The following is a 26248-nucleotide window of genomic DNA, read 5'->3' on the forward strand; positions in this document are numbered from 1 at the left end:
GCAGGCCGTGGCGTCGTGATGGCCGGATGCCGGGAGGATCAGTCTTCGAGCGTCAACAGCGAGGCGTTGCCGCCGGCCGCGGTGGTGTTGACGGTCACCGCCTTCTCGGTGGCGAAGCGCGCCAGGTAGTGCGGGCCGCCGGCCTTGGGACCGGTGCCCGACAGGCCCTGGCCACCGAACGGCTGCACGCCGACCACCGCACCGATCTGGTTGCGGTTGACGTAGACGTTGCCCACCCGCACCCGCGCGGTGATCCTGTCGACCGTCTCGTCGATGCGCGAATGGATGCCCAGCGTCAGCCCGTAGCCGGTGGTGTTGATGTGGTCGATCACCTGGTCGAGTTCATTCGCCTTCCAGCGGATCACGTGCAGCGCCGGGCCGAACTTCTCGTGGTCGAGCTGCGACAGCGACTTCAGCTCCCACGCATGCGGCAGGAAGAACGTGCCGTGCTCCATCGCCGGGGTCGGCTGCGCGCGCGCGATCAGCCGCGCCTCGGAACCCATGCGTTCGGCGTGCTGCTCGAGCATGCGCACCGCCTCGTCGTCGATCACCGGACCGACGTCGGTCGACAGCAGCGCCGGGTCGCCGACGCGCAGCCTGGCCATCGCGCCGGCCAGCATCTCGATGACCTTGTCGGCGATGTCGTCCTGCACGAACAGCACGCGGGCCGCCGAGCAGCGCTGTCCGGCCGAGGTGAACGCCGAACCCAGCACGTCCTTGATCAGCTGCTCGGGCAGCGAGGACGAATCGGCGATCAGCGCGTTCTGGCCGCCGGTCTCGGCGATCAGCACCGCGATCGCGGCGTCGCGCGCGGCGAGTGCCCGGTTGATCGCGCGCGCGGTGAACGTCGAGCCGGTGAAGGCCACGCCGGCGACGCGGTCGTCGCGGGTCAGCGCACTGCCCACGGTGGCGCCGTCGCCCGGCACGAACTGCAGCACGTCGGCGGGAACGCCGGCCTCATGCAGCAGCTCGACCGCGTAATAGCCGGTGAGCGTGGTCTGCTCCGCCGGCTTGGCGATCACGCTGTTGCCGGCGGCCAGCGCCGCGGCCACCTGGCCGGCGAAGATCGCCAGCGGGAAGTTCCACGGGCTGATGCACACGAACACGCCGCGGCCGGCGAGCTGCAGCGTGTTGCTCTCGCCGGTGGGGCCGGGCATCGCCTCGGGCAGGAACAGGGTGCGCGCCTGGCCGGCGTAGTAGCGCAGGAAGTCCACCGCCTCGCGCACTTCGGCCACGCCATCGGGAATGCTCTTGCCGGCCTCACGGGTGCACAGCGCGATGAACTGCGGCATGCGCGCTTCCAGCAGGTCGGCGGCATGTTCGAGGATCGCCGCACGCGAGGCGGCCGGAATGGCGTCCCAGCGCGGCTGCGCGGCGACCGCGTTGGCGAGCGCACGTTCCACCGTGGCCTCGTCGGCCGGCAGCCAGTGGCCGACGGTCTGGCGGCGATCGGCGGGGTTGGTCACCGCGATCTGCATGCCGCCCGGCTGCGCACCCGGCACCAGCGGCGCAGCGCGCCAGCCCATGCCGTGCGCATTGACCTGCTCGGCGAGCTGGCGCAGCTGGTCGTCGTTGGCGAGGTTGACGCCCATCGAATTGCTCCTGTCGTGGCCCTGGCTGCGGTAGAGGTCGACCGGCAGCGGAATGCGGGGGTGGGGAATGCTGTCGTAGCCGGCGACCGTCTCGACCGGGTCCTGCACCAGCGCCTCGACCGGCACGGTCCCGTCGCTGATGCGGTTGACGAAGCTGGAGTTGGCGCCGTTCTCGAGCAGGCGCCGCACCAGGTACGGCAGCAGGTCCTCGTGGCTGCCCACCGGCGCGTACACGCGGCAGGGCACGCCGAGGCGGTCGGCGGGGATCACCTCGGCATACAGGTCGTCGCCCATGCCGTGCAGCTTCTGGAACTCGTACGGCGTGGTCTTGGCGCGCGCCGGTGCCGGCAGGTACAGCCCGGCCATGCGGTGCACCGCGGCAATGGTGTGCGCGTTGTGGGTGGCGAACATCGGGTACACGAGGTCCGCGGCCTCGATCAGCCTGCGCGCGTTGGCCAGATAGCTGACGTCGGTGTTGGGCTTGCGGGTGAACACCGGGTAGTCGGGGTGGCCATCGACCTGGGCGCGCTTGATCTCGCTGTCCCAGTACGCGCCCTTGACCAGCCGCACCGGAATCCGGCGGCCACCCTGGCGGGCGAGGTCGATGATCCAGTCGAGCACGAACGGCGCGCGCTTCTGGTAGGCCTGCACGACGATGCCGAAGCCTTCCCAGCCGGCCAGCGACGGGTCGCGCCAGGCGCGCTCGATGACGTCGAGCGACAGCTCCAGGCGGTCGGCTTCCTCGGCGTCGATGGTCAGGCCGATGCCGTGGCCTTTCGCCTGCTGTGCCAGCGACAGCAGTGCCGGCACCAGTTCCGCCAGCACGTTGGCGCGGTTGGCGTGCTCGTAGCGCGGATGCAGCGCCGACAGCTTCACCGAGATCGATGGCGCCGCGAACACCGCGTCCGGGCCGTCGCCGCGCGGGCGGTCGCGGTGCTGGCCGATCGCATCGATGGCCAGGCGGTAGGCCTTCAGGTAGCGCGCGGCATCGGCGTCGGTGAGCGCGGCCTCGCCGAGCATGTCGAAGGAATAGCGGTAGCTGGCGTTCGCACCCTTGCGGCTGCGTGCCAGCGCCTCGTCGATGGTGCGGCCCATCACGAACTGGTGGCCCATGATCTTCATCGCCTGGCGGGTGGCCAGGCGGATCACCGGCTCGCCGACGCGGCCGATCAGGCGCTTGAACGCGCTGTGGGCATCGCGGCGGGTTTCATCGGCAAGGTCGACCAGCCGCCCGGTCAGCATCAGGCCCCAGGTGGAGGCGTTGACCAGCAGCGAATCCGACTGGCCCATGTGCTTCTTCCAGTCGGCCTCGCCGAGCTTGTCGCGGATCAGGCGGTCGGCGGTGTCCTCGTCGGGGATGCGCAGCAGGGCTTCGGCCACGCACATCAGCAGCACGCCTTCCTCGCTGCCGAGGTCGTACTGCTGCATGAAGGCCTCGATCGCGCCCTGGTGGCGTGCGCGCTCGCGCACCCGGCGCACCAGGTCGGCGGCGGTGGCCTGCACCGCGGCGGTGTCGGCGGCCGGCAGGCGTGCCCGGTCGAGCAGGGCGCGGACGTGGGTCGCCTCGTCGCGGATCCACGCCGAGGTGATGGCCGCGCGCGGTGCCGCCTGCTGCGGGGGAAGCTCTGGGGAGACGATTTCGGACACGGCAACCGCGCAGGACAGGGAAACGGTCCATTCTAGGTGGCGGCCCCGGTCGCGGACAGACCGATCCGGCCGCTTCCACGCGTCGCAATGGCGCATGATTCAGCTTGCCGCCGCGTGAGGAAGGGCGCCCCACGGTCATCGTCGCCGGGGTCGCGCAGGCGTCGGGGGGCACCGGCCGCGTCACGCCGCGGTTTTACCCCGCGCCAGTGCCGCTATGTGCGGCTGCTTGCCCCTCGCAAGCGCGCGCCGCTACCATGCAGCGATTATCCGCAGTACGCCGCCGCTTCTGCGCACGTCCCCGGCTCGCCGGGAACAGTAGATGGTCGCGTCCGCTGCCAGCCATCCGCCATCAGGCATTCGGGGTCCCATCGTGATGCAAGCCGGTCGTTCCAACCCCTGGGGCATGCGCTGCGCGCTCATCGCGCTCGCCATGTCCGCGCCCGCCACGGCGCTCGCGCAATCCGCAGATCCGCACCGGTGGCAGCTCAACATGGGCCGCGGCGTCACCTCCACCGCCCAGCATGCCTACGACGCGCACATGTTCGCGCTGTGGGTGTGCGTGGCGATCGGCGCGATCGTGTTCGCGGCGATGGGCTGGGCGATGTTCTTCCACCGCAAGTCGCGCGGTGCGGTGGCGGCGCAGTTCAGCCACAACACCATCGCCGAGGTCATCTGGACGGTGATCCCGGTGATCCTGCTGGTGATCATGGCGATCCCCGCCACCCAGAAGCTGATCGTGATGTACGACACCCGCGATTCCGAGATGACCGTCAAGGTCACCGGCTACCAGTGGATGTGGACCTACGAGTACATGGGCGAGGACGTCACCATCGTCAGCCGCATGGACCGCGAGAGCGACCGCCTGCGCCAGGATCCCTCGGCCACCCGCGAGCAGCTCGAGGCCCACGGCAACTACCTGCTCGAGGTCGACAACGAGCTGGTGCTGCCGGTCGACACCAAGGTCCGCTTCGTGATCACCGCCGACGACGTCATCCATTCCTGGTGGGTGCCGGCGCTGGGCTGGAAGCAGGACGCCATCCCCGGAATCATCAACGAGGCCTGGACCGAGATCCTCGAGCCGGGCGTCTACCGCGGCCAGTGCGCCGAGCTGTGCGGCAAGGACCATGCCTTCATGCCGATCGTGGTGCGCGCCGTGCCGCGCGCCGAGTTCGACACCTGGTTGGCCGCCGAGAAGGTCGCCAACGCGCCGCAGCCGGCGACCCCGGCCGCACCGGCCACCCCCGCGCAGCCGGAAGTGGAGCCGGCCGCCCCCGCCGCGGACGCCACCGCGCGCATTCCTGCCGAGACGATCGCCGCGCCTGTCGCCGGCTGATCGATCCCACCCAGACTTCCAGGCCACGCCATGTCCACCCATACCGCCCACGCCGACCACACCACCGACGAGCACGGCCACAAGCAGAGCTTCGTCGAGCGCTGGTTCTTCTCCACGAACCACAAGGACATCGGCACGCTGTACCTGCTGTTCTCGTTCGTGATGTTCATCATCGGCGCCGCGATGAGCGTGATCATCCGCGCCGAGCTCACCGTGCCCGGCCTGCAGATGGTCGAGCCGATGTTCTTCAACCAGATGGTCACCATGCATGCGCTGGTGATGATCTTCGGCGGCGTGATGCCGGCCTTCGTGGGCCTGGCCAACTGGATGATCCCGCTGCAGATCGGCGCGCCGGACATGGCGCTGCCGCGCATGAACAACTGGTCGTTCTGGATCCTGCCGTTCGCCTTCGCGATGCTGCTGATGACGCTGTTCCTGCCCGACGGCGGCCCCGCCAGCGGCTGGACGCTGTACCCGCCGCTGTCGCTGCAGGGCGGCAACAACGTCGCGTTCACCATCTTCGCCATCCACATGATGGGCATCAGCTCGATCATGGGCGCGATCAACGTCATCGCCACCGTGCTCAACATGCGCGCGCCGGGCATCGACCTGCTGAAGATGCCGATCTTCTGCTGGACCTGGCTGATCACCGCGTTCCTGCTGATCGCGGTGATGCCGGTGCTGGCGGGCGCGGTGACCATGCTGCTCACCGACAAGTTCTTCAGCACCAGCTTCTTCTATGCTGCCGGCGGCGGCGACCCGGTGATGTACCAGCACATCTTCTGGTTCTTCGGGCATCCCGAGGTCTACATCATGATCCTGCCGGCATTCGGCGTGGTCTCGGAGATCATCCCGACCTTCAGCCGCAAGCCGCTGTTCGGCTACCAGGCGATGGTCTACGCCACCGCGGCGATCGCGTTCCTGAGCTTCATCGTCTGGGCCCACCACATGTTCACCGTGGGCATGCCGCTGGGTGGCGAGATCTACTTCATGTTCGCCACGATGCTGATCGCCATCCCCACCGGGGTGAAGGTGTTCAACTGGGTGTCGACGATGTGGCGCGGTGCGCTGACCTTCGAAAGCCCGATGCTGTGGTCGATCGCGTTCGTGATCCTTTTCTCGATCGGCGGTTTCTCCGGGCTGATGCTCGCCATCGTGCCGGCCGACTTCCAGTACCACGACACCTACTTCGTGGTCGCGCACTTCCATTACGTGCTGGTGACCGGCGCGCTGTTCGGCATCATCGCCGCGGTCTACTACTGGTGGCCGAAGTGGTCCGGGCGCATGTACAACGAGACCTGGGCCAAGGTGCACTTCTGGTGGACGGTGGTGTTCGTCAACCTGCTGTTCTTCCCGCAGCACTTCCTCGGCCTGGCCGGCATGCCGCGCCGCATCCCGGACTACAACGTGGTGTTCGCCGACTGGAACCTGGTGAGCTCGATCGGTGCGTTCGGCATGTTCGTCACCCCGTTCCTGATGTTCGGCATCCTGTTCCATTCGCTGAAGAAGGGCGCCCCGGCCCCGGCACGTCCGTGGGAAGGGGCGCGTGGCCTGGAGTGGACGGTGCCGTCGCCGGCCCCGCACCACACCTTCACCACGCCGCCGGTGATCCGCCCCGGTGACCTGGCGCATGGCGATATCGAGCTCCTGGACTACGACGACACCAGCTCGCACATCGACACCGCGACCGACAGCAATGCAAGAAAGGCCTGATCCACGCCAGGATCCCGCCCGCGTCGCCGGAAACCGGCGGCGCGCGCGGCGTACCGCGCTGGTGATCGGCGCGGTGGCGGTGACGATCTACGTGGTCTTCATACTTTCGGGAGTACTGGGACGGTGAGCGGGGCGCGCAAGTCGGATGTGGTCAAGCTGGTCGGCGTGGCGGTGGCGGCGTTCGCCTTCACCTTCTCGCTGGTGCCGATCTACCGCATCGCCTGCGAGAAGGTGTTCGGCATCCGTCTCGACGGGTCCGCGGTCAGTGAATCCGCCGCGGTATCCGCCACGCCGGTCGCCGAGCGCTGGGTGACGGTGGAATTCGACGGCAGCGTCAATTCCAAGCTGCCGTGGTCGTTCCGCCCCAACGAGACCAACCGGCGCGTGCGCGTGGGCGAGGTCTACGAGACCACCTACTACGCGCACAACAACAGCGCGGGCCCGGTGGTCGGCAGCGCAACGCCTTCGGTGGCGCCGGCGCGTGCGTCGGGCTACTTCCAGAAGACCGAATGCTTCTGCTTCACCCTGCAGACCCTGCAGGCCGGCGAGACCCGTGACATGCCGGTGCGTTTCATCATCGACCCGGCACTGCCGGCCGACGTGAACACGGTTACCCTCTCCTACATGTTCTACAAGAACGACCTCGCCACCGAACGCCTGTCGCAGGCGCCGCGGGCCGGGGCGCTCTCCACCGCGCGCGCGACGCGCTAGAACCCCAACCGACCGCAGCATCCGACGGAACACCGCCATGGCCCAAGCTCCCGCTACCCACGACAGCGACACCTACTTCGTGCCGCATCAAAGCAAGTGGCCGCTGTTCGCGTCGGTCGCCCTGTTCGTGACCATGTTCGGACTGGCCGGCTGGTTCAACGATTCCGCCTGGGGGCAGGTCACCTTCTTCGTCGGCGTCGCCGGACTCTGCGCGATCCTGTTCAAGTGGTTCGCCGACGTGATCCTGGAGTCGGTGTCGGGCTACTACAACAGGCGCGTGGACGGCTCGTTCCGGATGGGGATGGTGTGGTTCATCTTCTCCGAGATCATGTTCTTCGGTGCGTTCTTCGGCGCCCTGTTCTATGCGCGCACGCTGTCGTTGCCGTGGCTGGGTGGCGAGGGTTCCGGCATGGCGACCAACGAGGTGCTGTGGGGCGGATTCAGCGCGGCCTGGCCGAGCGCCGGCCCGGGTGACGTCGGCGGTGGCTTCCAGACCATCCCGGCCTGGGGCCTGCCGCTGCTCAACACGCTGCTGCTGCTGGCCTCGGGCGTGACCATCACCATCGCCCACCATGCGCTCAAGGCCGGCCACCGCCTGCAGCTGCTGTGGTTTCTCGGCGCCACCATCGCGCTGGGCTGCGTGTTCCTGTTCTTCCAGATCGAGGAATACATCCACGCCTACCGCGACCTCAACCTGACGCTGGGTTCGGGCATCTACGGCTCCACGTTCTTCATGCTCACCGGCTTCCACGGCGCGCACGTGACGCTGGGCACGATCATGCTGATCGTGATCTGGTTCCGCTGCCTGAAGGGCCACTTCACCCGCGAGAACCACTTCGCGTTCGAGGCGGTGGCCTGGTACTGGCACTTCGTCGACGTGGTGTGGCTGATCCTGTTCCTGTTCGTCTACGTGGTCTGACGGCGCGGGGCATCGCATCCCCTGCGGGGTGCGGAGGCTGCCCGTCGCTGCTGTTTCATGGCGGCGGGTGACCGGCCGGGAACGATAAGGCTGGATCCAGCGACACTGGGCCCTTCTCCCGCCCGCGGGAGAAGGTGGCGCGAAGCGCCGGATGAGGGCAGAAAGGCGCGTGTGGAGGCTGGCGCAGGTTGCCAGCAGCCATCACCCGCGGTTCGCATCTCCCATCGGCCCGCAGGCATCCCCGGAGTCGTGATGCCGGTCCGGCATCCCTGCGCGGCCTACCCGCCGACGCCGTGCGGCTCGATCCAGCCCATCCAGATCGCCAGCATCACCAGCAGGATCAGCGCCACGGACAGGCCGATGCGCTTGGTCAGCGCATTGACCGTGCGCTTGGTCTCGCCCTTGTCGACCAGCATGTAATACAGGCCAGTGCCGAGGTTCCACAGGATGAGCACCAGAAAGGCGGCGATCAGCAGGATCTTCAGCGAGTCGTTCATTGCGGTCTCCGGCGCAGGCTGCGCATGAGTGGATTATTGCAGCCGTCGCGGAGCAGCGGGTGAGCCGCTCACGGGCCACGCCGGTTCTGGGCTGGGCGCTGGCGCTGGTGCTGATCGCGCTGTTCTCCATGCTGGGCAGCTGGCAGCTGGGACGGCAGGACGCGAAGCAGGCGATGCTGGACTCCGCCGCGAAGGCGCTGTCGTCGCGCGACCCGCAGTCGCTGGATGCGGCGGCGGACGCGCAGCGCGGCCGTGCACACGAATGGGCCGCGGGCACCGGGCGCTTCGCCGATACCCCGGCGGTGCTGCTCGACAACCAGCAACGTGGCGGGCGCCCGGGGTTGCGCGTGTATCGCGCATTCCTGCCCGAGCACGGGCGTGCGCCGGTGCTGGTGGACCTCGGCTGGCTGCCGGTGCCGCCGGACCGGACCATCCCGGCGATCGGGCCGGCCCCGGACTGGTCGCATGTGCAGGGGCTGCTGGCGCCGCCGCCTGCCGCCGGGCTGGCGGCACCGGCGATCCAGCCCCAGGCCGACGGCAGCCTGCTGGTGATGGCGCTGGACCCGGAGGCAATCGCAGCGGCACTCGGCCTCCCCACCCTGGCCGCACGCGTGCTGCGCGCCGACCCGACGCTCGAAGGCGGCTATCCGCGCGACCTCGAGCTGCTGGCCAACACCCTCCCGCCGGAACGCCACCTCGGTTACGCGGTGCAGTGGTTCGGCCTGGCCCTGGCGGTGCTGGTGACCGCACTGCTGCTGACCTTCCGCAGGAAATCCCGATGAATCCCACTCCCGTGTCGCGCGGGCAGCGCAACCGCAACCGCGCGCTGCTGATCGTGGTCGTCGTGATCTTTCTCGGCAGCGCGCTGGTGGCGGGTGCGTTGCGCTTCGCCGGCTGGCAGCCGCAGGGCATGCGCAACCATGGCGAGTTGCTGCAGCCGCCCGGCGACCTGCGCGCGGTCGCACTGGCCACCGCCGATGGCAGGCCGTACGAGTGGCAGCCGGTGGAGCGCACCTGGCGGATCGCGGTGGCACCGCCGCCGCACTGCGTCGCCGAGTGCGTGCGCCTCTCCGGCGATCTCGACAAGGTCTGGCAGCTGTTCGGGCGCGAGGCCGACCGCGTCCACATCCTGTGGATGGGCGAGCCACCCCCTGCGGCCCCGCGTTCGCGCGCGCTGCATGTGCTGGCCGAGGACGATACATTCCGCGCCGGCCTCGCGCGCAACGAGGACCCGGCCGGGGTGCCGGTCTATGTGATCGATCCGAACGGGTTCGTCATACTGCGCTACGCTCCCGGGTTCGATGCGGGGCACCTGCGTACCGACATGGCACGCCTGCTCAAGCTGAAGTAGCCCGCGGCCGCATGCCCGGCACCCCGGACCGATGACGACCCACGACCCGATGACTCCTTCCACAGGCTCCGCGCCCACACCTCCGCCGTCCCGGCCGGCGCGTCCGGCCGCGTCGAAGCCGAGCCTGCACCGGCACTTCCACCGCATCGCCTGGTTCGCGGTGGCGCTGACGCTGGTGGTGGTGGTGTTCGGTGCGTTCGTGCGCCTGTCCGACGCCGGCCTGAGCTGCCCGGACTGGCCGACCTGCTATGGCCGCGCGGCGTGGCCGAAGGCGCCCGAGGAAGTCGCGGGGCACGCGGCCACCGACATCCGCCCGCTGGAAACCCACAAGGCCTGGCGCGAGCAGGTGCACCGCCATATCGCCGCGATCCTTGGCGTGCTGGTGCTGGTGATGGCGCTGCTGGCCGCACGGCGTCGGCCGCATGGCATCGTCCATGTGCTCGGCGCGTCCGCGCTGGTGGCCGCGGCGATCCCGGCCTACATGTACGGGCACATCGGCGCCGCGTTCGCCCTGGCCGGTGCCGGCGAGGCGATCCTGCTGCTGGCGGCACTGCGCTGGAGCAATGTCGATCTCGCGCGCGCTGCGGTGCTCACGCTTGCGGTGATCATCTTCCAGGCGCTGCTCGGCAAATGGACGGTCACCCTGCTGCTCAAGCCCGTGATCGTGATGGGCCACCTGCTCGGCGGCCTGCTGACGTTCTCGCTGCTGACCTGGATGGCGTGGCGTGCGACGCACCTGCCCATCCGCCTGGCCGGCGCGCACGCCCTGCGGGTACTGCTGTGGGTGGCACTGGCGGTACTGGCGCTGCAGATCGCGCTGGGCGGATGGGTGAGCGCCAACTACGCGGCGCTCGCCTGCGGTGGCGGCGGCTGGACCACCGGCAGCGCCCACTACATCGATTTCCCGAAGTGCGTGGGCCAATGGTGGCCGCCTGCCGATTTCCGCGAGGGCTTCGTGCTGTGGCGTGGCATCGGCGTCGACTACGAGGGCGGCATCCTCGACGGCGGCGCGCGCATCGCGATCCAGATGGCGCACCGCCTGTTCGCGATCGTCGCCTTCGTGGCGCTGATCGCCGCCGCGGTGCGGCTGCTGCGCCTGCCCGGCCTGCGCGGCTGGGGCACGCTGCTGGCGCTGCTGGCGGTGGCGCAGGTGCTGCTGGGCATCCTCAACGTCAAGCTGGCGCTGCCGCTGCCGGTGGCGGTGATGCACAACGCCGGCGCGGCGCTGCTGCTGTTCGTGCTGGTGTCGCTGCTGGCGCGGGTGCGCGACGTGGGCGCGGGCGCCACGCGCGTGGCGGTGGACTGACATGGCGGCGGCGTTCGGCCAGTACTGGGAGCTGACCAAGCCGCGCGTGGTGGCGCTGCTGGTGTTCACCGCGCTGGTGGGCATGTTCCTGGCCGTGCCGGGCCTGCCGCCGCTGCGCGAAAGCCTGTTCGGGCTGCTGGGCATCTGGCTGGCGGCCTCCTCGGCCGCCGCGATCAACCACCTGATCGACCAGCGCATCGACCGCATCATGGCGCGCACCGCGCACCGGCCGCTGCCCAGCGGCACCCTGCGTCCGGTGCAGGTGCTGCTGTTCGCGATCGCGCTGGGCGTGGCCTCGATGCTGATCCTGGTGCTGCTGGTCAACACGCTGACCGCGGTGCTCACCTTCTTCGCGCTGATCGGCTACGCGATCATCTACACCGGCTTCCTCAAGCGCGCGACCCCGCAGAACATCGTCATTGGCGGGCTTGCCGGCGCGGCGCCGCCGGCGCTGGGCTGGGCGGCCATCAGCGGCACGCTGGATCCGCATGCGCTGCTGCTGGTGCTGATCATCTTCGTGTGGACGCCGCCGCACTTCTGGGCGCTGGCGATCTTCCGCCGCGAGGACTACGCACGCGCGCTGATCCCGATGTTGCCGGTGACCCACGGCGTGACCTACACGCGCTGGCAGATCCTGTTCTACACGGTGCTGCTGCTGGTGGCGACGGTGCTGCCCTGGGCGACCGGCATGAGCGGGCTGTTCTATCTCGGCGGTGCGCTGGTGCTGGGCGTGGTGTTCCTCTGGTACGCCTGGAAGCTGCTGGATCCGCCCGATGAATTCTTCGCGATGCGGGTCTTCAACTACTCCATCGTCTACCTGATGGCGCTTTTCGCGTTCCTGCTGGTCGACCACTGGCTGCAGCCGTGGCTGGCGCCGTCACCGCTGATCGGGTTCGAGCGGATCGGCTGATTCACTCCGGCCGCGCACGCTCCGCAACCGCGTCGAGCGTGTCCGGGCGGATCTCCCACCGGGTGGGCGCGTCGTAATCGAAGTCGACGGTGATACGGCCGGTGTCGCGGCGGATCCTCACCACACAGGCGTTCCACGGCGCCTTGCCGGACACCATGGTGCCGGCACGCAGCGCGTCGATCTGTTCACCCAGCTGCGCGGTTGCCTCGGGGGTTGCTGCCTCCGGCGCAGCGCCGTCGCGGTAGCGGAAGCCCGCGAGCGTCCGGCTCTCCCCGGCATGGACGACGATCAGCGCATAGCCGTCCCACGGCGCGGCGTCGACATTGCGATCGGTCGCGACCAGCCGGCCGATCTCCATGATGCGGGCGTTGTTGTCCATCGGCCGAGGATATCAGGCGATATCCGCGACCAGCCGGCCGATCTCCGCACGCGACAGGCTGTCGAACACCTGGCCTGCGGCGTTCTCGAACACCGTGGTGGACGGGTCGTACACCACCTTGCCGCTCTCCGGATCGGTGACCGAATACTCGACCACCACCTGGTCCGGGCGCAGCGCGCCGGCCGGTGCGAGTTCCACGCGGATGTCGACATCCATGCCGGCATCGAGCCAGTCGGCCCATTCCTGTTCCAGCCGTGCATAGGCGCCGGTATTGAAGTTGCCGTTCTGCGGGAACATGTTCACCGCGCCGTGCCCGTGCACGAAGCGGTAGGCGAAGATGTGTCCGGTGTGCTCGCTGCGGTCGAGGCCGTTGTCGACGCGGAAGCCCGACTGTGCGCGGTTCTCCACGCTGTCGGTGTCGCGCATGCTGCCGCTGCCGGGCAGCCAGGTCAGCGTGCCCTCGGCCTGCAAGGGCCGGCCCTGGTCGTCGAAGGTCCAGGTGACGTCGTTGACCTCGCCGCTGGCGACATCGCTGACCAGCGCGTTGATGCTGCCGGGCGAAACGGTTTCGACGACGCCGACGGTGCCGTCGGGCAGCGTGCCCGAGACCAGCAGGTGGTTGAGTGCCGCGCGCTGGTCGGGATGGCCGGGGTCGCGCTGCACCAGCGTGTGCACGCTGAAGTCCTCGCGGTCGAGCACCGGCGAGCCGGGGCCGTGCGCGGTCGGTGCATCGAACACGCTGGCCGGCCCGGACATCACCCGCAGTTCCGCCACCGGGCGTGCCCTGGTTTCGGTGGTCTTGACCATCACCAGGCGCACGTCGTCGATCGAGTCGACGCCATTGGCATCGGCGAGTGCGCGGAAGGTCGCCTCGAACGGCGTACCGGCATGGTCGCCACCGGCCAGTTCGACGCGGGTACCGGGTGGCCAGGTGCCGGGATCGAGCGGGTTGATCGCCTGCATCGCGGCCGGGGTCGCGGCATTGCGCGGCATGTCGGCCCGGTAGTGCACGCGCACCGGTGCGTCGTGCTGGCCGGCCACCGCCACCGACACCTCCGTGCTCGCTTCCCAGCGGCTGCGCTGGCCGGCGCTGGTCTCGTTGGAGATGCGGGTGGATGCCGGATCGTGTTCGAACCCGACATCGTGGCCCTGCGCGGCCAGCACGTCGGCGCCGAAGCGGCCGGCAGGCGGCTGCAGCCTGGCGGCCAGGCCCGATAGCCAATCAGGCAGCGATGGCCCGGGAAGGCGCGAAGCATCGATGGTCATGCGGCAAAGCCCGTGGGCGGCGCCCGTGCGCCGGCTTCGCAAAGCCTATCCAGTCGGCCATCCGCCCGACATTGGGGGGCACCCGAGGTGCCGGCGGCCGGTTGACATACGGCTCACGGCGGCGGCCGGAGACTCGATGTCCCTTCGCGGCACACCCGGAGCACCCATGGCCAGACCGATCTGGAGCGGCACCCTGTCGTTCGGGCTGCTCAACATCCCCGTCTCGCTGATGGCCGGCGAGCGCAAGACCGACCTGTCGTTCCGCATGCTCGATTCGCGCAACAACGCGCGCGTGCGCTACGAGCGCGTCAATGCCGACACCGGCGAGGAGGTGCCGTGGAAGGACATCGTCAAGGCCTACGAATACGACAAGGACAGCTACGTGGTGCTGGAGCCGGAGGACATCCAGGCCGCCGCCCCTGAAAGCCGCGATTCGATCGATGTCGACACCTTCGTCGAGGCCTGCGACATCAGCCCGCAGTACTTCGAGAAGCCCTATGTGCTGGTGCCGGCGAAGAAGGCCGAGAAGGGCTATGTGCTGCTGCGCGAGGCGCTGACGCGCACCGGCAAGGCCGGGATCGCGCGGGTGGTGATCCGCACCCGCGAGCACCTGTGCGCGGTGATGCCGCGCGGCGAAGCCCTGCTGCTGATCATGATGCGGTTCCCGCAGGAGCTGGTGGACATCGGTGAGTACAGCCTGCCCGAGGCCGATGCCAAGGGCTTCCGCATCACCGAGAAGGAGCAGGCGTTCTCCGAGCAGCTGATCGAAACCATGGCCGCGCCGTGGGATCCCAGCCAGTACACCGACGATTTCCGCGAGCGCCTGCAGCTGGCGATCCGCAAGCGCATGGAGGCCAACGGCGTGGTCGAGAAGCACGAGGATGCCGATTCCCCGGTGGGCGAGCATGCCGCCACCAACGTGGTCGACTTCATGGAACTGCTGCAGCAGAGCATCGACCGCAACCGGCGCACGCCCGCGCGCAAGGCGGCGCCCTCCAAGGCACCGGCGAAGAAAGCCGCGGCCGAGCCGGCGCCGAAGAAGGCCGCGCGCAAGGCCGCTGCGAAGAAGGCCGCCGCAAAGAAGGCGCCGGCGAAGAAGTCGGCCGCGCGCAAGCGGGCCTGACCGGTGGCTGCCCGTGGCAAGGCCGACCGCGACGAAGCCGCCGCATCACCGCGGCTGACCAGCCCGGATCGCGTGGTCTATCCGCGTGCGGGCATCACCAAACGCGAGGTTGCCGACTACTACCGCGCGGTGGCCGATCGCGTGCTCGCGGATGTCGGTGGACGCCCGCTGTCGCTGCTGCGTTGCCCCGGCGGCGTGGGCGGCCAGTGTTTCTTCCAGAAGCACCACGCCCGCGCGCTGGGCGGTGCGGTCCGCGCGATCCCGCTGCGCGAGAAGGATGGCGACGAGGCCTGCTATGTCGCCATCGACAGCGTCGAAGGCCTGCTCGAGCTGGTGCAGATGAACACCCTCGAGCTGCACCCGTGGGGCAGCCTCGGCAATGACCTCGAGCACCCGGACCGTCTGGTGTTCGATCTCGACCCCGGGCCCGGCGTCGACTGGAAGGCGGTGACTGCCGCCGCGCGCGACGTGCGCAGGCGGCTGGCCGACATGGGCCTGCAGGGCTTCGCGCGGCTGTCCGGCGGCAAGGGCGTGCACGTGGTGGTGCCGATTCGCCCCGGCCCGTCCTGGGACGAGGCGCGCGGCTTCTGCGAGTCACTGGCCGATACGATGGCGCAGCAGCGCCCGGACCGCTACGTCGCCACCGCCAGCAAGGCAAAGCGAGACGGCGTGATCTTCATCGACTGGCTGCGCAACGCCCGCGGGCAGACCAGTGTGTCGAGCTGGTCATTGCGTGCGCGCGAAAGCGCCGGGGTGGCGATGCCGGTGCGCTGGGAGGAACTCGGCCGGGTGGGGGCCGGCGACGCCTACGACCTCCGCCGCGCGCTGCGGCGTGCATCGGCGTTGCGCGGCGAGGAATGGCCGGGCTGGCAGGACGCCTGCGACCAGGCGTTGCCGGACGCAACAGTCGACTGAGGGCTCAGCGCTGCAGCGGCCCGGCCATGCGTGCCAGGGTGCCATCGCGCCACCACACCTGGTGCAGGGCCACCATCAGCACATGGCCGGCGACCAGCGCGCACAGCGTCCAGGCCAGCACGCCGTGCGACAGGTTGGCCGGCGCCAGCATCCATTCGATCTTCTGGCCGGTGGCCGGGAACAGCGGGATGCCGAACGGCGCGAAGCCGCGTCCGGAACCGGCCTCGCGCAGCAGCGCGACGGCCGGCACGTACGCCATCAAGGCGTACAGCACGGCGTGGCCTGCGGTGGCGCCACGGCCGATCAGCGTGCGCGGATGCGGCGGGCGCCGTGCCCATTGCGACAGCCCCCACGCACCACGCAGCAGCACCAGCAGCATCAGCAGGGTGCCGACGGGTTTGTGGCTGCCGACCATGAACGCGGTCAACGGATGCCGGCCGACGATGTTCTTCACCGCCATGCTGGCGAACTGCCACAACAGCAGCGCCGCCATCGACCAGTGCAGCAGGCGCGAGACCAGGCCATAGCGGAGCGGGGAGTCGAGCCAGCGGGACATGCGGATTCCTGTGGTGCGGCGCGCGGGACGCGGCGTTGATGAGCGAGTCGGGCGGCCGCGCAGTTCAGCGTGCCGGCGCAGGCATGTCAAACATGGCTGGCGGCCACAGGCCGCTCCGCCACCGGCCCATCCCGCGACCTGCCGGTCGCGAAGCGGACGATGCCGCCACCGTGGCCGCATGCCGACATGGCAGGGCTGCTAGTTGCGGATCGACTGCTGCAGCTCCCGGAGTTCGGCATGCTCCTCCGCGTTCAACGCCGAGGGCGAGCCACCTTCGCGCCACTTGAGCATCAGGTCGTCGACCCGCTGCTGCCTGGTCTGCCTGATCAGCTGCGACACCGCGCCTGCGAATTCCTGTCGCCAGGATTCGATATCGCCGGGCACGTCGCTGGCAGCGAGCTTGTGCAGTGACGTGGCTTCGTCGCGGCCTTCGAATTGCTGCAGCAGCATGCCGGTGCTGATGTCCGGCCGCGCATGCACCAGGTCGATCAGCTCCACCAGCAACGGCACGCCCGGTTGGCGCAGGCCGGCCAGCTGTGCCTGGTCGGGAGTGTCGAGCGCCAGGGCGGGGCGCTGCAGCAGCAGGGTGATCGCGGTGCGCACCAGGCTGCGCTTCGGGGCGGGCACGCCGCGGCTGCTGCGCATGCGTCGCGGTGGCGCCTGTGCGGCCGCCGCGTCGGGCCGCGCGCCGACACCGGTGACGGTGACCAGGTGCTGGCGCATCAGGTCGGCGAAGGCGCCATCGGGGATCTGCGCCAGCAGCGGTTGCGTGCGTTCGGCCAGCCGTGCCTTGCCGTCGAGCGTTGCGAGATTGACGCCTTCGGAGAACTGGTCGAAGAAGAACTGCGACAGCGGCACCGCCTCGCGCAGGCGCGCCTCGAAGCCCGCGGTGCCCTGGCTGCGCACGATCGAATCCGGGTCCTCGCCTTCGGGCAGGAACAGGAAGAACGCCTGGCGGCCATCGCGCATGCGTGGCAACACGGATTCCATCGCCTTGGATGCGGCGCGGCGGCCGGCGGCGTCGCCGTCGAAGCAGAAGTAGACGTCGGGCGCGTTGCGGAACAGCAGCTCCGCGTGGTCGGCGGTGGTCGCGGTGCCGAGCGTGGCCACCGCCTCGCGCAGGCCGTGCTGGAACAGCGCGACCACGTCCATATAGCCCTCGACCACGATCAGCCGCGCGATCTTCTGCTGCGCCTGGCGCACCTGCCACAGGCCGTACAGTTCACGGCCCTTGTGGAACAGCGCGGTCTCCGGCGAGTTGAGGTACTTCGGGCCGTCGTCGGCCTTGAGGACGCGGCCGCCGAAGGCGATCGTGCGGCCGCGGCGGTCGGCGATCGGGAACATCACCCGGTCGCGGAACTTGTCATAGGTGTGGCCGCGGTCGTTCTTCGACAGCAGGCCGGCACGCTCGAGCAGCTTCAGCCGGCGCTCGTCGGTGCCCAGGGCGTCCTTGAGCGCGGAGAAACCCTCCGGCGCATAGCCGATCCCGAACAGCTCGCGGATCTCCAGGTCCACGCCGCGCGCATCGAGATAGGCCTGCGCGGCCGGGCTTGCGGCCAGCGCGTTGCGGTAGTGGCGGGCGGCGGCCTCCAGCGCGTCGTAGACGCCGCGGCTGTCGTCGTCGGGGGTGCGCGCGCGCTCGTCGCGCGGGATCTCCATGTTGGCCGCACGCGCCAGTTCCTCGACCGCGTCGAGGAACTCGAGGCGGTCGTAGTTCATCAGGAAGCTGATCGCGGTGCCGTGCGCGCCGCAGCCGAAGCAGTGGTAGAACTGCTTGACCGGCGACACGTAGAACGAGGGCGTGCGCTCGTCGTGGAACGGACACGGTGCCGAGAACTCGCGGCCCTTGCGCTTGAGCGGCACCCGCGCCCCCACCACCTCGACGATATCGGTGCGCGCGAGCAGGTCGTCGATGAACGCGTCGGGGATGCGGGCCATCGCGCTAGTGTATGCCGCCGCCCCCGGATCACCGGCCTGCGGCGGTCGCTGTCCCCATGCCGCAGCAGCCCAGCGGCGGTGCCGCGGCTACGGCGTGCGATCCGGCGGCGAAGCAACGGGCGGCCTCGCGCCCGGTTCGACCGCCAGCGTCGTCGGGTACACCTGCGGCTCGGCCTGTTCGCCGCGCCGCGCCGCGTCCTCGGGCCAGCAGTCCTCGTGCTCGGGCGGCATCTCCCCGCAGCGGATCTGCGCGCGTTCGTCGATGACCGCGGTGATCAGTGCGCCGACGAAGAACACCATCGCCGCGTAGTACATCCATACCAGCAGGATCACCAGCGTACCCATCGACCCGTAGGCGCTGCCGGGCGCCGCGCGCGCCATGTACATGCCGATGGCCCAGCGCCCGAGCATGAACAGCGCGGCGGTGATCAGCCCGCCCAGGAACGCCTGCTGCCAGCGCACCCGGCGATCGGGCAGGTAGTGGTAGAGCAGCGCGAACGCGAAGGCGTAGATCGCCAGCGAGATGACGATGCCCATCAGCGGCAGCAGGCTGGGCACGCCGGCGAACACCCATTCGATGACCGCCGACAGCACCGTCGACACGATCACCAGGAAGCCGAGCGCGAACACCACGCCGAACGAGAACACCCGCTTGCGCAGGAACGCGACGATGCCGCCGAGCGTCTGCCCGCTGGTGTGGAAGATCAGGTTGAGCGTGCCCTGCAGGCGCGCGAACACCGTGGTGGCGCCGATGAACAGCAGCAGCGTGCTCCACAGCCCGGCCAGCGAGCCGATGTCCGGCTGCTCGCGGGCGTTGCGCAGCACCGTGCCGGCGACTTCCTGCGCGCTGCTGCCGGCGATCGCGCCGAGCTGTTCGATCAGCTGGTCCTGCGCTTCCGGGTACAGCGAGGCCGCCAGCCACAGCAGCAGCACCAGCAGCGGCGCCAGCGACAGCAGCGCGAAGAACGACAGCGATGCCGCCTGGGTGAGCAGGTCGATCTCGATGAAGCGCCGCGCCAGCGCCACCGGCAGGCTGTGCTGCAGGCGCTCGAACTGGCGTTTGAACTTCGCGCGGGTGTCGGACATGGCGACCGGGAAAGCGACGTCGCCGCGAGGATGCCAAGGACGCGCGTGCGTGCGCCGTGTAGGTGCGCACGCACCGGGGCGCGTGCCCTGACCCCGTCAGGCCGCGGCGGCCAGTCGCTGCAGGGCGTCGCCGTCGACGCGCTGGACCGTCCAGCCGTCGAGGCCCACCGCACCCAGCTCGCGATAGAACGCGATCGCGTCGGTGTTCCAGTCCAGCACGGACCATTCGAAACGTGCGCAGCCGCGCTCGACCGCGGTGCGCGCGAGATGGCGCATCAGCTGGCGGCCGATGCCGCGCGCACGGAAGGCCGGGCGCACGTAGAGGTCTTCCAGGTACAGGCCGCGGCGGCCATGGAAGGTCGAGAAGTTGTGGAAGAACAGCGCGAAGCCCGCCGCCTCGCCGTCGACTTCGGCGATCACCGCTTCCGCCGCCGGGCGTGCGCCGAACAGGCTGTCGGCCAGCACAGCTTCATCGACGACCACCTCGTGGGCCAGGCGTTCGAAGTCGCCGAGCTCGTGGATGAAGGCCAGCAGCAGGCCGACGTCGGCGCGCGTGGCGGGGCGCAGGCTGGCGGCGTCGGCCGCCATCAACCGGCCAGCTTCTGCTTGACCAGCTTCGAGACCTCGCCCATGTCGGCCTGGCCGGCCAGCTGCGGCTTCAGCACGCCCATCAGCTTGCCCATGTCGGCGGGGCCGGCGGCACCGGTCTGCGCGATGGCGGCATCGATCGCGGCCAGGATCTCCGCCTCGCCGAGCTTCTCCGGCAGGTAGCGTTCGATGACCACGATCTCGGCGCGCTCGATCGCGGCGAGGTCCTCGCGGGCGGCGGCCTCGTACTGGGTCACCGAGTCCTTGCGCTGCTTGACCATCTTCTCCAGCACCGCGAGCACCGCGGCGTCGTCGAGCTCGATGCGCTCGTCCACCTCGCGCTGCTTGATCGCGGCGTTGATCAGCCGGATCACGCCGAGGCTGGCCTTGTCGCCGGACTTCATCGCGGCCTTCATGTCGTCGGTGAGTCGTTGCTTGAGGGTCATGGGCGGGGCTCCATCGGGCATCGGGGGCAGGGGGCGGCCGCGCCGGGTGTGGGCGGCAGGAACGCAGAAAAGCCGGTCACGCTTGCGCGTGCCGGCTTCTGGCAGCGGCCGGTGCGCGCGGAAGACCGCGCCGCGACCGGCAGCCGACGACTCAGTACAGGCGCTGGCGCTTGGTGACGTCGCGCGACACGCGACGGGCCTGGCGCTTCACCGCGGCTGCGGCCTTGCGCTTGCGCTCCTGCGTCGGCTTCTCGTAGTACTCGCGCTTGCGCGTTTCGGCCAGCACACCGGCCTTCTCGCAGGTACGCTTGAAGCGGCGGAGGGCAAACTCGAACGGCTCGTTTTCGCGGACTTTGACGCTTGGCATAGGGATCTCTGGGAAAGTGGGTGACCGGCCGGCGGGGCCGGCATCCCGGCCGTCGCGGGGCGCATAGGCACGCCACCCCGGCGGGAGAGCCGCGTATGATACCGGGCCTGCGTGGCCGCCTGCAAGATGGGCCTGCAATCCGGCGTGATCGGGCCTGATCCGCCTCCCGGCCCCCGCTGGCCGACCGACCCGGACCTGACCCCATGCGCGTGCTCGGCATCGAAACCTCCTGCGACGAGACCGGCGTTGCGGTCTACGACACCGCCCTTGACGGTGCCGCGGCGCTCAGGGCGCAGGCGCTGTACAGCCAGATCGCGCTGCATGCCGAATACGGCGGCGTGGTGCCGGAACTGGCCAGCCGCGACCACGTGCGCAAGCTGGTGCCGCTGATCCGCGAGACGCTGGCGCAGGCCGGGATGACGCCTGCCGACCTCGATGGCGTGGCCTATACCGCCGGCCCCGGGCTGGTGGGCGCATTGCTGGTCGGCGCCGGCGTGGCGCGCTCGCTGGCCTGGGCGCTCGACATCCCGGCGATCGGCGTGCACCACATGGAAGGCCATCTGCTGGCGCCGCTGATCGAGGACGATCCCCCGGCGCCGCCGTTCGTCGCCCTGCTTGTGTCCGGCGGGCACACCCAGCTGGTGGCGGTGGAGGCGATCGGCCGCTACCGCCTGCTCGGCGAGACGCTCGACGACGCCGCCGGCGAAGCCTTCGACAAGACCGCCAAGCTGATGGGGCTGCCGTATCCCGGCGGGCCGCAGCTCGCGGCGCTGGCCGCGCAATCCGACAAGGCGCCCGGCACCCCCGGCGCGTACCGCTTCTCGCGGCCGATGACCGACCGCCCCGGGCTCGATTTCAGTTTCAGCGGCCTCAAGACCCAGGTGCTGCTGGCCTGGCGCGACAGCGACCAGACCGATGCCACCCGCGCCGACATCGCGCGCGGCTTCGAGGACGCGGTGGTGGACACGCTGGCGATCAAGTGCGCGCGCGCGCTCGATGCCGCCGGCAGCGACACCCTGGTGGTCGCCGGCGGCGTCGGTGCCAACCGCCGCCTGCGCGAACGCCTCACCGCGATGTGCGCGCAACGCGGCGGCCGTGCCTGCTTCCCGCGTCCGGCGCTGTGCACCGACAACGGCGCGATGATCGCGTTTGCCGGGGCTCTGCGCCTGGCAGCGGGCCAGTACGACGACGCCAGCGTGCGCGCGGTCCCGCGCTGGGACATGGCGACGCTGTCGCCACTGGCGGCCTGAGCCGGGCAGGGACGGCGCGTGCAGCGGCTAAGCTGTGCGGCCATCCCCGCAGCCGTTCGACGCACGCCGCCATGGACAAAGTCTTCATCGAAGGCCTCGAGATCGAGGCGCTCATCGGCATCTACGACTGGGAACGGCGGATCCGGCAGACGCTGGTGTTCGACCTCGAGATGGGCTTCGACAACCGCGTGCCCGCCGCCAGTGACGACATCACCCACACGCTCAACTACAAGGCGGTCAGCAAGCGGCTGATCGCGTACGTGCAGGCCTCGGAATTCGGGCTGGTGGAAACCCTGGCGGAACGGTGTGCGGCGATCGTGCTCGATGAGTTCAAGGTCGACTGGTTACGCTTGAAGCTCAGCAAGCCGGGTGCGGTGCGTGGTGCGCGCGCGGTCGGCGTCATCATCGAACGCAGCCGGCAGGCCTGATACAGGGACTTCCGGTGCCGGCGCACCCCGGAGGACCCGACCCCATGCAATCCCAGCTCGAACGCCTCAACGACGCGCTTGCGCCGTACCCGTGGGCCTACACCGTGACCGTGCTCGCCGGCCTGCTGCTGCTGGCCTGGCTGGCCAATTTCCTCACCAAGCGGATCCTGCTGCGCGGCCTGGGACAGCTGCTGCAGCGCACCGCGCTGGGCGGCGCGCAGCACGACCAGCAGGTGCGCCTGCAGGTGATCCCGCGGCTGGCCAACGTGGTGCCGGCACTGGTGATCTCGGCCGGCATCTCGGTGGTGCCCGACCTGCCGCCGCAGCTGGTCGATGTGGTCAAGGCGCTGTGCCAGGTGTTCGTGGTGGTGACCATCGCGCTGGCGGTGTCGAAGGTGCTCGACGCCATCAACCGGACCTACGAGCGGCGCCCCGACGCGCACAACCGGCCGATCAAGGGTTACTTCCAGGTCGTCAAGATCATCATGTTCGTGCTGGTCGGCATCTCGGTGGTGGCGACGCTGATCGGCGCGGAGTTCCTGCACATCGTCACCGGCCTCGGCGCGATGACCGCGGTGCTGATGCTGATCTTCCAGGACACCATCCTGTCGCTGGTGGCCAGCGTGCAGATCAGCAACGACGGCCGCGTGCGCATCGGCGACTGGATCGAGATGCCGAGCCAGAACGCCGACGGCGACGTCATCGACATCGCCCTGCACACGGTCACCGTGCGCAACTGGGACCGCACGGTCACCACCGTGCCGACCAAGAAGCTGGTCTCGGATTCGTTCAAGAACTGGCGCCACATGTCCGAAGGCGGCGGGCGCCGGATCAAGCGCGCGCTGCATATCGACCAGCGCAGCGTGCGCTTCCTGGAGCCCGACGAGATCGCCCGCTTCCGTCGTTTCGTGCTGCTCGACGAGTATCTGGATCGCAAGGACCGTGAGCTTCGCGAATGGAACGCGGCGTTGGCCGAGCGCGGCGCCGAGCCGGTCAACCATCGCCGGGTGACCAACCTCGGGACCTTCCGTGCCTATGTCGAGCACTACCTGCGCCATCACTCAGGCATCAACCAGGAGCTCACCCTGCTGGTCCGGCAGCTGCAACCGACCGAGGCCGGGCTGCCGCTGGAGATCTACTGCTTCACCGCCGACACCCGCTGGGCCGTCTACGAGGGCATCCAGTCCGACATCTTCGACCATCTGCTGGCGATCCTTCCGGAGTTCGGGCTGAGCGTGTTCCAGGCCCACAGCGATGCCGCGGTGGAAGTGCGGCTGCGCCAGCTCGACGGTGACGGTGATGCGGCACGGCCGGCGCGGGCGTTCGCGCCGGCGCAACCCCCGCTGGATGCAGCCGGGGACCGCTGAGGCATCGCGCCCGCGCCGCCGCTGCGCGATCATGGCGCCCCGATCCGGAGCGCCCCCATGCCGCATACCGCCTGTCTGAGCCTCGGCAGCAATGTCGACCCCGAGCGCCACCTCGCCGCTGCGGTGAAGGCGCTGCGTGCGGAGTTCGGCGAGCTGCGGTTCTCGGCGTTCTACCGCACCCGCGCGGTGGGCTTCGACGGCCCGGATTTCGTCAACGCCGCCGCCGTCCTGCGCACCACGCTCGACGTGCACGCGCTCGACGCCTGGCTGCATGCACTGGAGGATGCGCACGGCCGCGACCGCAGTGGGCCGCGTTACGGCAACCGCAACATCGACATCGACATCGTGCTGTTCGACGACCTGGTGATCGACGGGCCTGGGCGGCTGCGGCTGCCGAGGGCGGACCTGCGACACGCCTTCGTGCTGCGGCCGCTGGCGGAAATCGCGCCGGATATCGTCGAGCCGGTGAGCGGGCGCACGCTGGCCGCGCTGTGGGACGACTCGTCCGAACGCGGGCTGGCGATGGAACCGGTGGTGCTGCCCGCATGAACGGTACGCCGCGCGTGGCGGGCGTTGCGCTCGCCGCAGCCGGATAGGCCCAGGCCGCATCCGTATACGCGGCCGGCGGGGGCGCGGGACAGGGCGTGTGTGCATGCGGGCGCGGGCTGCAGCCTGCGCGTGTCCGCGCGATGTCGCGGACACGCGGCTGATCGCGGTCACATCGCCCGCGCGTCATCGTCCTGGTGACTTCCGGCGCTTGCCCGTGCTGGCGGCACCGGCGCAGGATTTCCGTACGTCGACAGATGGAGGTGGGCCATGCTGGAGAAGTTTCAGCGCAGCTGGGCGCTGGTGAAGGCGAGCGCGGCAGTGCTGCGTTCCGACAAGGAGCTGATGCTGTTCCCGGTGATCTCGGGCATGTGCACGCTGGTGGTGCTGGCGACGTTCCTGCTGCCGATGTCGGTGTTCGGTGGCTTCTCCGGCAGCTGGGGCTTCGGCGCGATCGCGGTCGGGCTGCTGTTCTACTTCTGCCAGTACAGCGTGATCATCTTCTTCAATTGCGCGCTGGTGGCGGCGGCGATGATCCGGCTCGATGGCGGCGACCCCGGACTTGGCGACGGCCTGCGCGCGGCCCGCGCGCGACTGCCGGCGATCCTGGGCTATGCGGCGATCGCCGCGACCGTGGGCGTGCTGCTGCAGTCGCTGCGCAACCGCGAGGGCAACATCCTCGTCCGCCTGTTCGGCGGCCTGCTCGGCGCGGCGTGGACCCTGGCCACGTTCCTGGTCGTGCCCGTCTTGGTCAGCCGCGATGTCGGCCCGATCGATGCGCTGAAGGAAAGCGTGCGCCTGCTCAAGCGCACCTGGGGCGAGAACGCCATCGGCAACGTCGGCATCGGTGCGGCGTTCGGCCTGATCAGCACGGTCACCATCGTTGCCGGCATCGCGCTGACGGTGCTGGCGGCCAAGGCCTGGCTGGGCCTGGCGATCCTGGTGGGCGGGCTGTTCGCGATCGCGGTGCTGCTGCTGGGCGTGGTGCAATCGGCGCTGGGCGGCGTGTATTCGGCGGTGCTCTACCGCTATGCCAACACCGGCGATGCGCCCGCTGGCTTCCAGCCGGCAGTCCTGGAGCAGGCGTTCCGCGCGCGCGGCTGAGTGTCTGCGCCGGCGGGCCGCGCGTCGCGCGTGGCTGGCAGATCGCGATGAAGGCCGCTCCCACCGGCCGCGCGCGGCAGGTGGTTCCCGCGCATCAACCGCGGGCCTGGCTTCGCAGGCCGCGGCCTCAGCCAGCGACCAGCCGCCCGCCGTCCACGCGCAGGCTCTCGCCGGTCAGGTAGGTCGCGTCGCGCAGCAACCACAGCACCGCGCCGGCGACCTCGTCGGGGGTGCCGGTGCGCGCCAGCGGCGTGCGCGCGAGCATCGACTGCTGGCGTGCGGGGTCGTCGTCGCCGGCACTGTCGCCCCAGAGGATGGCGCCGGGGGCGACACTGTTGACCCGCACCTCGGGCGCGAGATCGAGCGCCAGCGAACGCGTGGCCGCTTCCAGCGCCGCCTTGGCCATGCAGTACAGCGCATGGTCGGCGCGCGGATGGCGGGCGTAGATGTCGGTCATGTTGACGATCGCGCCGCGCGCCGCGCGCAGGTGCGGTGCCGCCGCCTGGGCGAGGAAGAACGGCGCCTGCGCGTTGCTCGCGAACAGCCGGTCCCAGTCGCCTGTGGTGGCCACGCCCAGCGGCGTGGCGAAGTAGGACGAGGCGTTGTTGACCAGCGCATCGAGGCGACCGAAGCGCGCCACTGTCTTCTCGACCAGCGCGGGCAGGCGGTCGGTGTCGGCCAGTTCCGCCTGCAGCGCGAGCGTGCTGCCCGCACGTGCGGCTTCCAGGTCGGCCAGCAGCGTGTCCAGCTCCGGCCGCTGGCTGCGGTAGTGCAGGGCGAGGTCGTAGCCGGCCGCATGCAGGCGCCGGGCGATCGCATTGCCGAGGCGGTGCGCGCTGCCGGTGACGAGGGCGACGGGGGCGGGGCGGTCGGTCATGGCGATCGGCAGCGGCGACGGCCCGACACCATA

At 69.9% G+C, this 26248-nt stretch carries 24 protein-coding genes and 2 pseudogenes; 15 read left to right on the forward strand and 11 right to left on the reverse strand.

Annotated features, from left to right (window positions below; translation table 11 throughout):
* Positions 1 to 38 precede the first annotated feature (38 nt).
* The gene (gene putA, locus LDO11_RS00660; protein ID WP_232140307.1) at positions 39 to 3230 is read right to left on the reverse strand and encodes a bifunctional proline dehydrogenase/L-glutamate gamma-semialdehyde dehydrogenase PutA; all 3192 of its coding nucleotides are present in this window, start codon (positions 3228 to 3230) and stop codon (positions 39 to 41) included.
* 382 nt (positions 3231 to 3612) lie between these two features.
* On the opposite strand from putA, the gene coxB reads away from it, so the two are divergent.
* From coxB to LDO11_RS00680, 4 genes and pseudogenes are all read left to right on the forward strand, one after another.
* The gene (gene coxB, locus LDO11_RS00665; protein ID WP_435574570.1) at positions 3613 to 4572 is read left to right on the forward strand and encodes a cytochrome c oxidase subunit II; all 960 of its coding nucleotides are present in this window, start codon (positions 3613 to 3615) and stop codon (positions 4570 to 4572) included.
* A 30-nt stretch (positions 4573 to 4602) separates the two neighbouring features.
* Positions 4603 to 6213, forward strand: a pseudogene (gene ctaD, locus LDO11_RS00670) (cytochrome c oxidase subunit I); the annotation flags it as partial.
* Between the two features lie 195 nt (positions 6214 to 6408).
* Entirely contained in the window at positions 6409 to 6996 is a 588-nt protein-coding gene (locus tag LDO11_RS00675; protein ID WP_129134817.1) for a cytochrome c oxidase assembly protein, read from the forward strand.
* 37 nt (positions 6997 to 7033) lie between these two features.
* The gene (locus LDO11_RS00680; protein WP_232139789.1) at positions 7034 to 7915 is read left to right on the forward strand and encodes a cytochrome c oxidase subunit 3; all 882 of its coding nucleotides are present in this window, start codon (positions 7034 to 7036) and stop codon (positions 7913 to 7915) included.
* 278 nt (positions 7916 to 8193) lie between these two features.
* Here LDO11_RS00680 and LDO11_RS00685 read toward each other — a convergent pair whose 3' ends face one another.
* Positions 8194 to 8412, reverse strand: a complete 219-nt coding sequence (locus tag LDO11_RS00685; RefSeq protein ID WP_129134819.1) for a twin transmembrane helix small protein — start codon at positions 8410 to 8412, stop codon at positions 8194 to 8196.
* A gap of 59 nt (positions 8413 to 8471) precedes the next feature.
* On the opposite strand from LDO11_RS00685, the gene LDO11_RS00690 reads away from it, so the two are divergent.
* Genes LDO11_RS00690 through cyoE form a run of 4 tightly spaced genes read left to right on the forward strand, consistent with a single transcriptional unit; the run spans position 8472 to position 11979 of the window.
* Positions 8472 to 9194: an SURF1 family protein gene (locus tag LDO11_RS00690; RefSeq protein WP_343226068.1), complete on the forward strand. Its 723-nt coding sequence runs from the start codon at positions 8472 to 8474 to the stop codon at positions 9192 to 9194.
* Positions 9191 to 9763, forward strand: a complete 573-nt coding sequence (locus LDO11_RS00695; RefSeq protein WP_232139790.1) for a redox-active disulfide-containing membrane protein — start codon at positions 9191 to 9193, stop codon at positions 9761 to 9763. Before LDO11_RS00690 ends, LDO11_RS00695 begins: the two co-directional genes overlap by 4 nt.
* A 49-nt stretch (positions 9764 to 9812) precedes the next feature.
* On the forward strand, positions 9813 to 11069 hold the full coding sequence (locus tag LDO11_RS00700; protein ID WP_232139791.1) for a COX15/CtaA family protein: 1257 nt from the start codon (positions 9813 to 9815) through the stop codon (positions 11067 to 11069).
* 1 nt (position 11070) lies between these two features.
* The gene (cyoE, locus tag LDO11_RS00705; RefSeq protein WP_232139792.1) at positions 11071 to 11979 is read left to right on the forward strand and encodes a heme o synthase; all 909 of its coding nucleotides are present in this window, start codon (positions 11071 to 11073) and stop codon (positions 11977 to 11979) included.
* A 1-nt stretch (position 11980) separates the two neighbouring features.
* Here the strand turns inward: cyoE and LDO11_RS00710 are convergent, their stop codons facing one another.
* Both LDO11_RS00710 and LDO11_RS00715 read right to left on the reverse strand, forming a co-directional pair.
* A complete protein-coding gene (locus tag LDO11_RS00710) occupies positions 11981 to 12358 on the reverse strand; it encodes a hypothetical protein (protein ID WP_232139793.1) in 378 nt (125 codons plus the stop codon).
* Between the two features lie 12 nt (positions 12359 to 12370).
* Positions 12371 to 13624, reverse strand: a complete 1254-nt coding sequence (locus LDO11_RS00715; RefSeq protein WP_232139794.1) for a DNA/RNA non-specific endonuclease — start codon at positions 13622 to 13624, stop codon at positions 12371 to 12373.
* A 166-nt stretch (positions 13625 to 13790) separates the two neighbouring features.
* On the opposite strand from LDO11_RS00715, the gene ku reads away from it, so the two are divergent.
* Complete coding sequence (gene ku / locus LDO11_RS00720; protein WP_129134825.1) at positions 13791 to 14747, forward strand: non-homologous end joining protein Ku; 957 nt, start codon at positions 13791 to 13793, stop codon at positions 14745 to 14747.
* A gap of 33 nt (positions 14748 to 14780) precedes the next feature.
* Positions 14781 to 15662: pseudogene (ligD, locus tag LDO11_RS00725) on the forward strand (non-homologous end-joining DNA ligase); the annotation flags it as partial.
* 4 nt (positions 15663 to 15666) lie between these two features.
* On the opposite strand, the gene LDO11_RS00730 reads toward ligD, so the two are convergent.
* The 6 genes from LDO11_RS00730 to rpsU form a co-directional block, all read right to left on the reverse strand.
* Positions 15667 to 16218: a cytochrome b gene (locus tag LDO11_RS00730; RefSeq protein ID WP_232139795.1), complete on the reverse strand. Its 552-nt coding sequence runs from the start codon at positions 16216 to 16218 to the stop codon at positions 15667 to 15669.
* 198 nt (positions 16219 to 16416) lie between these two features.
* A complete protein-coding gene (gene dnaG, locus LDO11_RS00735) occupies positions 16417 to 18156 on the reverse strand; it encodes a DNA primase (RefSeq protein WP_232139797.1) in 1740 nt (579 codons plus the stop codon).
* An 87-nt stretch (positions 18157 to 18243) separates the two neighbouring features.
* Positions 18244 to 19242: a YihY/virulence factor BrkB family protein gene (locus LDO11_RS00740; RefSeq protein WP_232139799.1), complete on the reverse strand. Its 999-nt coding sequence runs from the start codon at positions 19240 to 19242 to the stop codon at positions 18244 to 18246.
* 96 nt (positions 19243 to 19338) lie between these two features.
* Positions 19339 to 19830: a GNAT family N-acetyltransferase gene (locus LDO11_RS00745; RefSeq protein WP_232139801.1), complete on the reverse strand. Its 492-nt coding sequence runs from the start codon at positions 19828 to 19830 to the stop codon at positions 19339 to 19341.
* Positions 19830 to 20276, reverse strand: a complete 447-nt coding sequence (locus LDO11_RS00750) for a GatB/YqeY domain-containing protein (protein WP_232139802.1) — start codon at positions 20274 to 20276, stop codon at positions 19830 to 19832. The genes LDO11_RS00745 and LDO11_RS00750 overlap by 1 nt, the downstream gene beginning before the upstream one ends.
* A gap of 151 nt (positions 20277 to 20427) precedes the next feature.
* Positions 20428 to 20643 (reverse strand): 30S ribosomal protein S21, encoded by a 216-nt coding sequence (gene rpsU / locus LDO11_RS00755; RefSeq protein ID WP_024889019.1) that lies wholly within the window; start codon positions 20641 to 20643, stop codon positions 20428 to 20430.
* Between the two features lie 203 nt (positions 20644 to 20846).
* Here rpsU and tsaD point away from each other — a divergent pair, with 203 nt between their 5' ends.
* The 5 genes from tsaD (at position 20847) to LDO11_RS00780 (ending at position 25338) form a co-directional block, all read left to right on the forward strand.
* Positions 20847 to 21893: a tRNA (adenosine(37)-N6)-threonylcarbamoyltransferase complex transferase subunit TsaD gene (gene tsaD / locus LDO11_RS00760; protein ID WP_232139803.1), complete on the forward strand. Its 1047-nt coding sequence runs from the start codon at positions 20847 to 20849 to the stop codon at positions 21891 to 21893.
* Positions 21894 to 21964: 71 nt separating this feature from the next.
* A complete protein-coding gene (folB, locus tag LDO11_RS00765; protein ID WP_129134833.1) occupies positions 21965 to 22321 on the forward strand; it encodes a dihydroneopterin aldolase in 357 nt (118 codons plus the stop codon).
* 44 nt (positions 22322 to 22365) lie between these two features.
* Positions 22366 to 23688: a mechanosensitive ion channel family protein gene (locus tag LDO11_RS00770; protein WP_232139804.1), complete on the forward strand. Its 1323-nt coding sequence runs from the start codon at positions 22366 to 22368 to the stop codon at positions 23686 to 23688.
* Between the two features lie 57 nt (positions 23689 to 23745).
* Complete coding sequence (gene folK, locus LDO11_RS00775; RefSeq protein ID WP_343226070.1) at positions 23746 to 24237, forward strand: 2-amino-4-hydroxy-6-hydroxymethyldihydropteridine diphosphokinase; 492 nt, start codon at positions 23746 to 23748, stop codon at positions 24235 to 24237.
* Between the two features lie 267 nt (positions 24238 to 24504).
* On the forward strand, positions 24505 to 25338 hold the full coding sequence (locus tag LDO11_RS00780; RefSeq protein WP_232139805.1) for a DUF6159 family protein: 834 nt from the start codon (positions 24505 to 24507) through the stop codon (positions 25336 to 25338).
* A 127-nt stretch (positions 25339 to 25465) separates the two neighbouring features.
* On the opposite strand, the gene LDO11_RS00785 is transcribed toward LDO11_RS00780, so the two are convergent.
* The gene (locus LDO11_RS00785; RefSeq protein WP_232139806.1) at positions 25466 to 26215 is read right to left on the reverse strand and encodes a pteridine reductase; all 750 of its coding nucleotides are present in this window, start codon (positions 26213 to 26215) and stop codon (positions 25466 to 25468) included.
* Positions 26216 to 26248 lie beyond the last annotated feature (33 nt).

The organism is Alterluteimonas muca (assembly GCF_021191595.1).
GTDB lineage: Bacteria > Pseudomonadota > Gammaproteobacteria > Xanthomonadales > Xanthomonadaceae > Luteimonas > Luteimonas muca.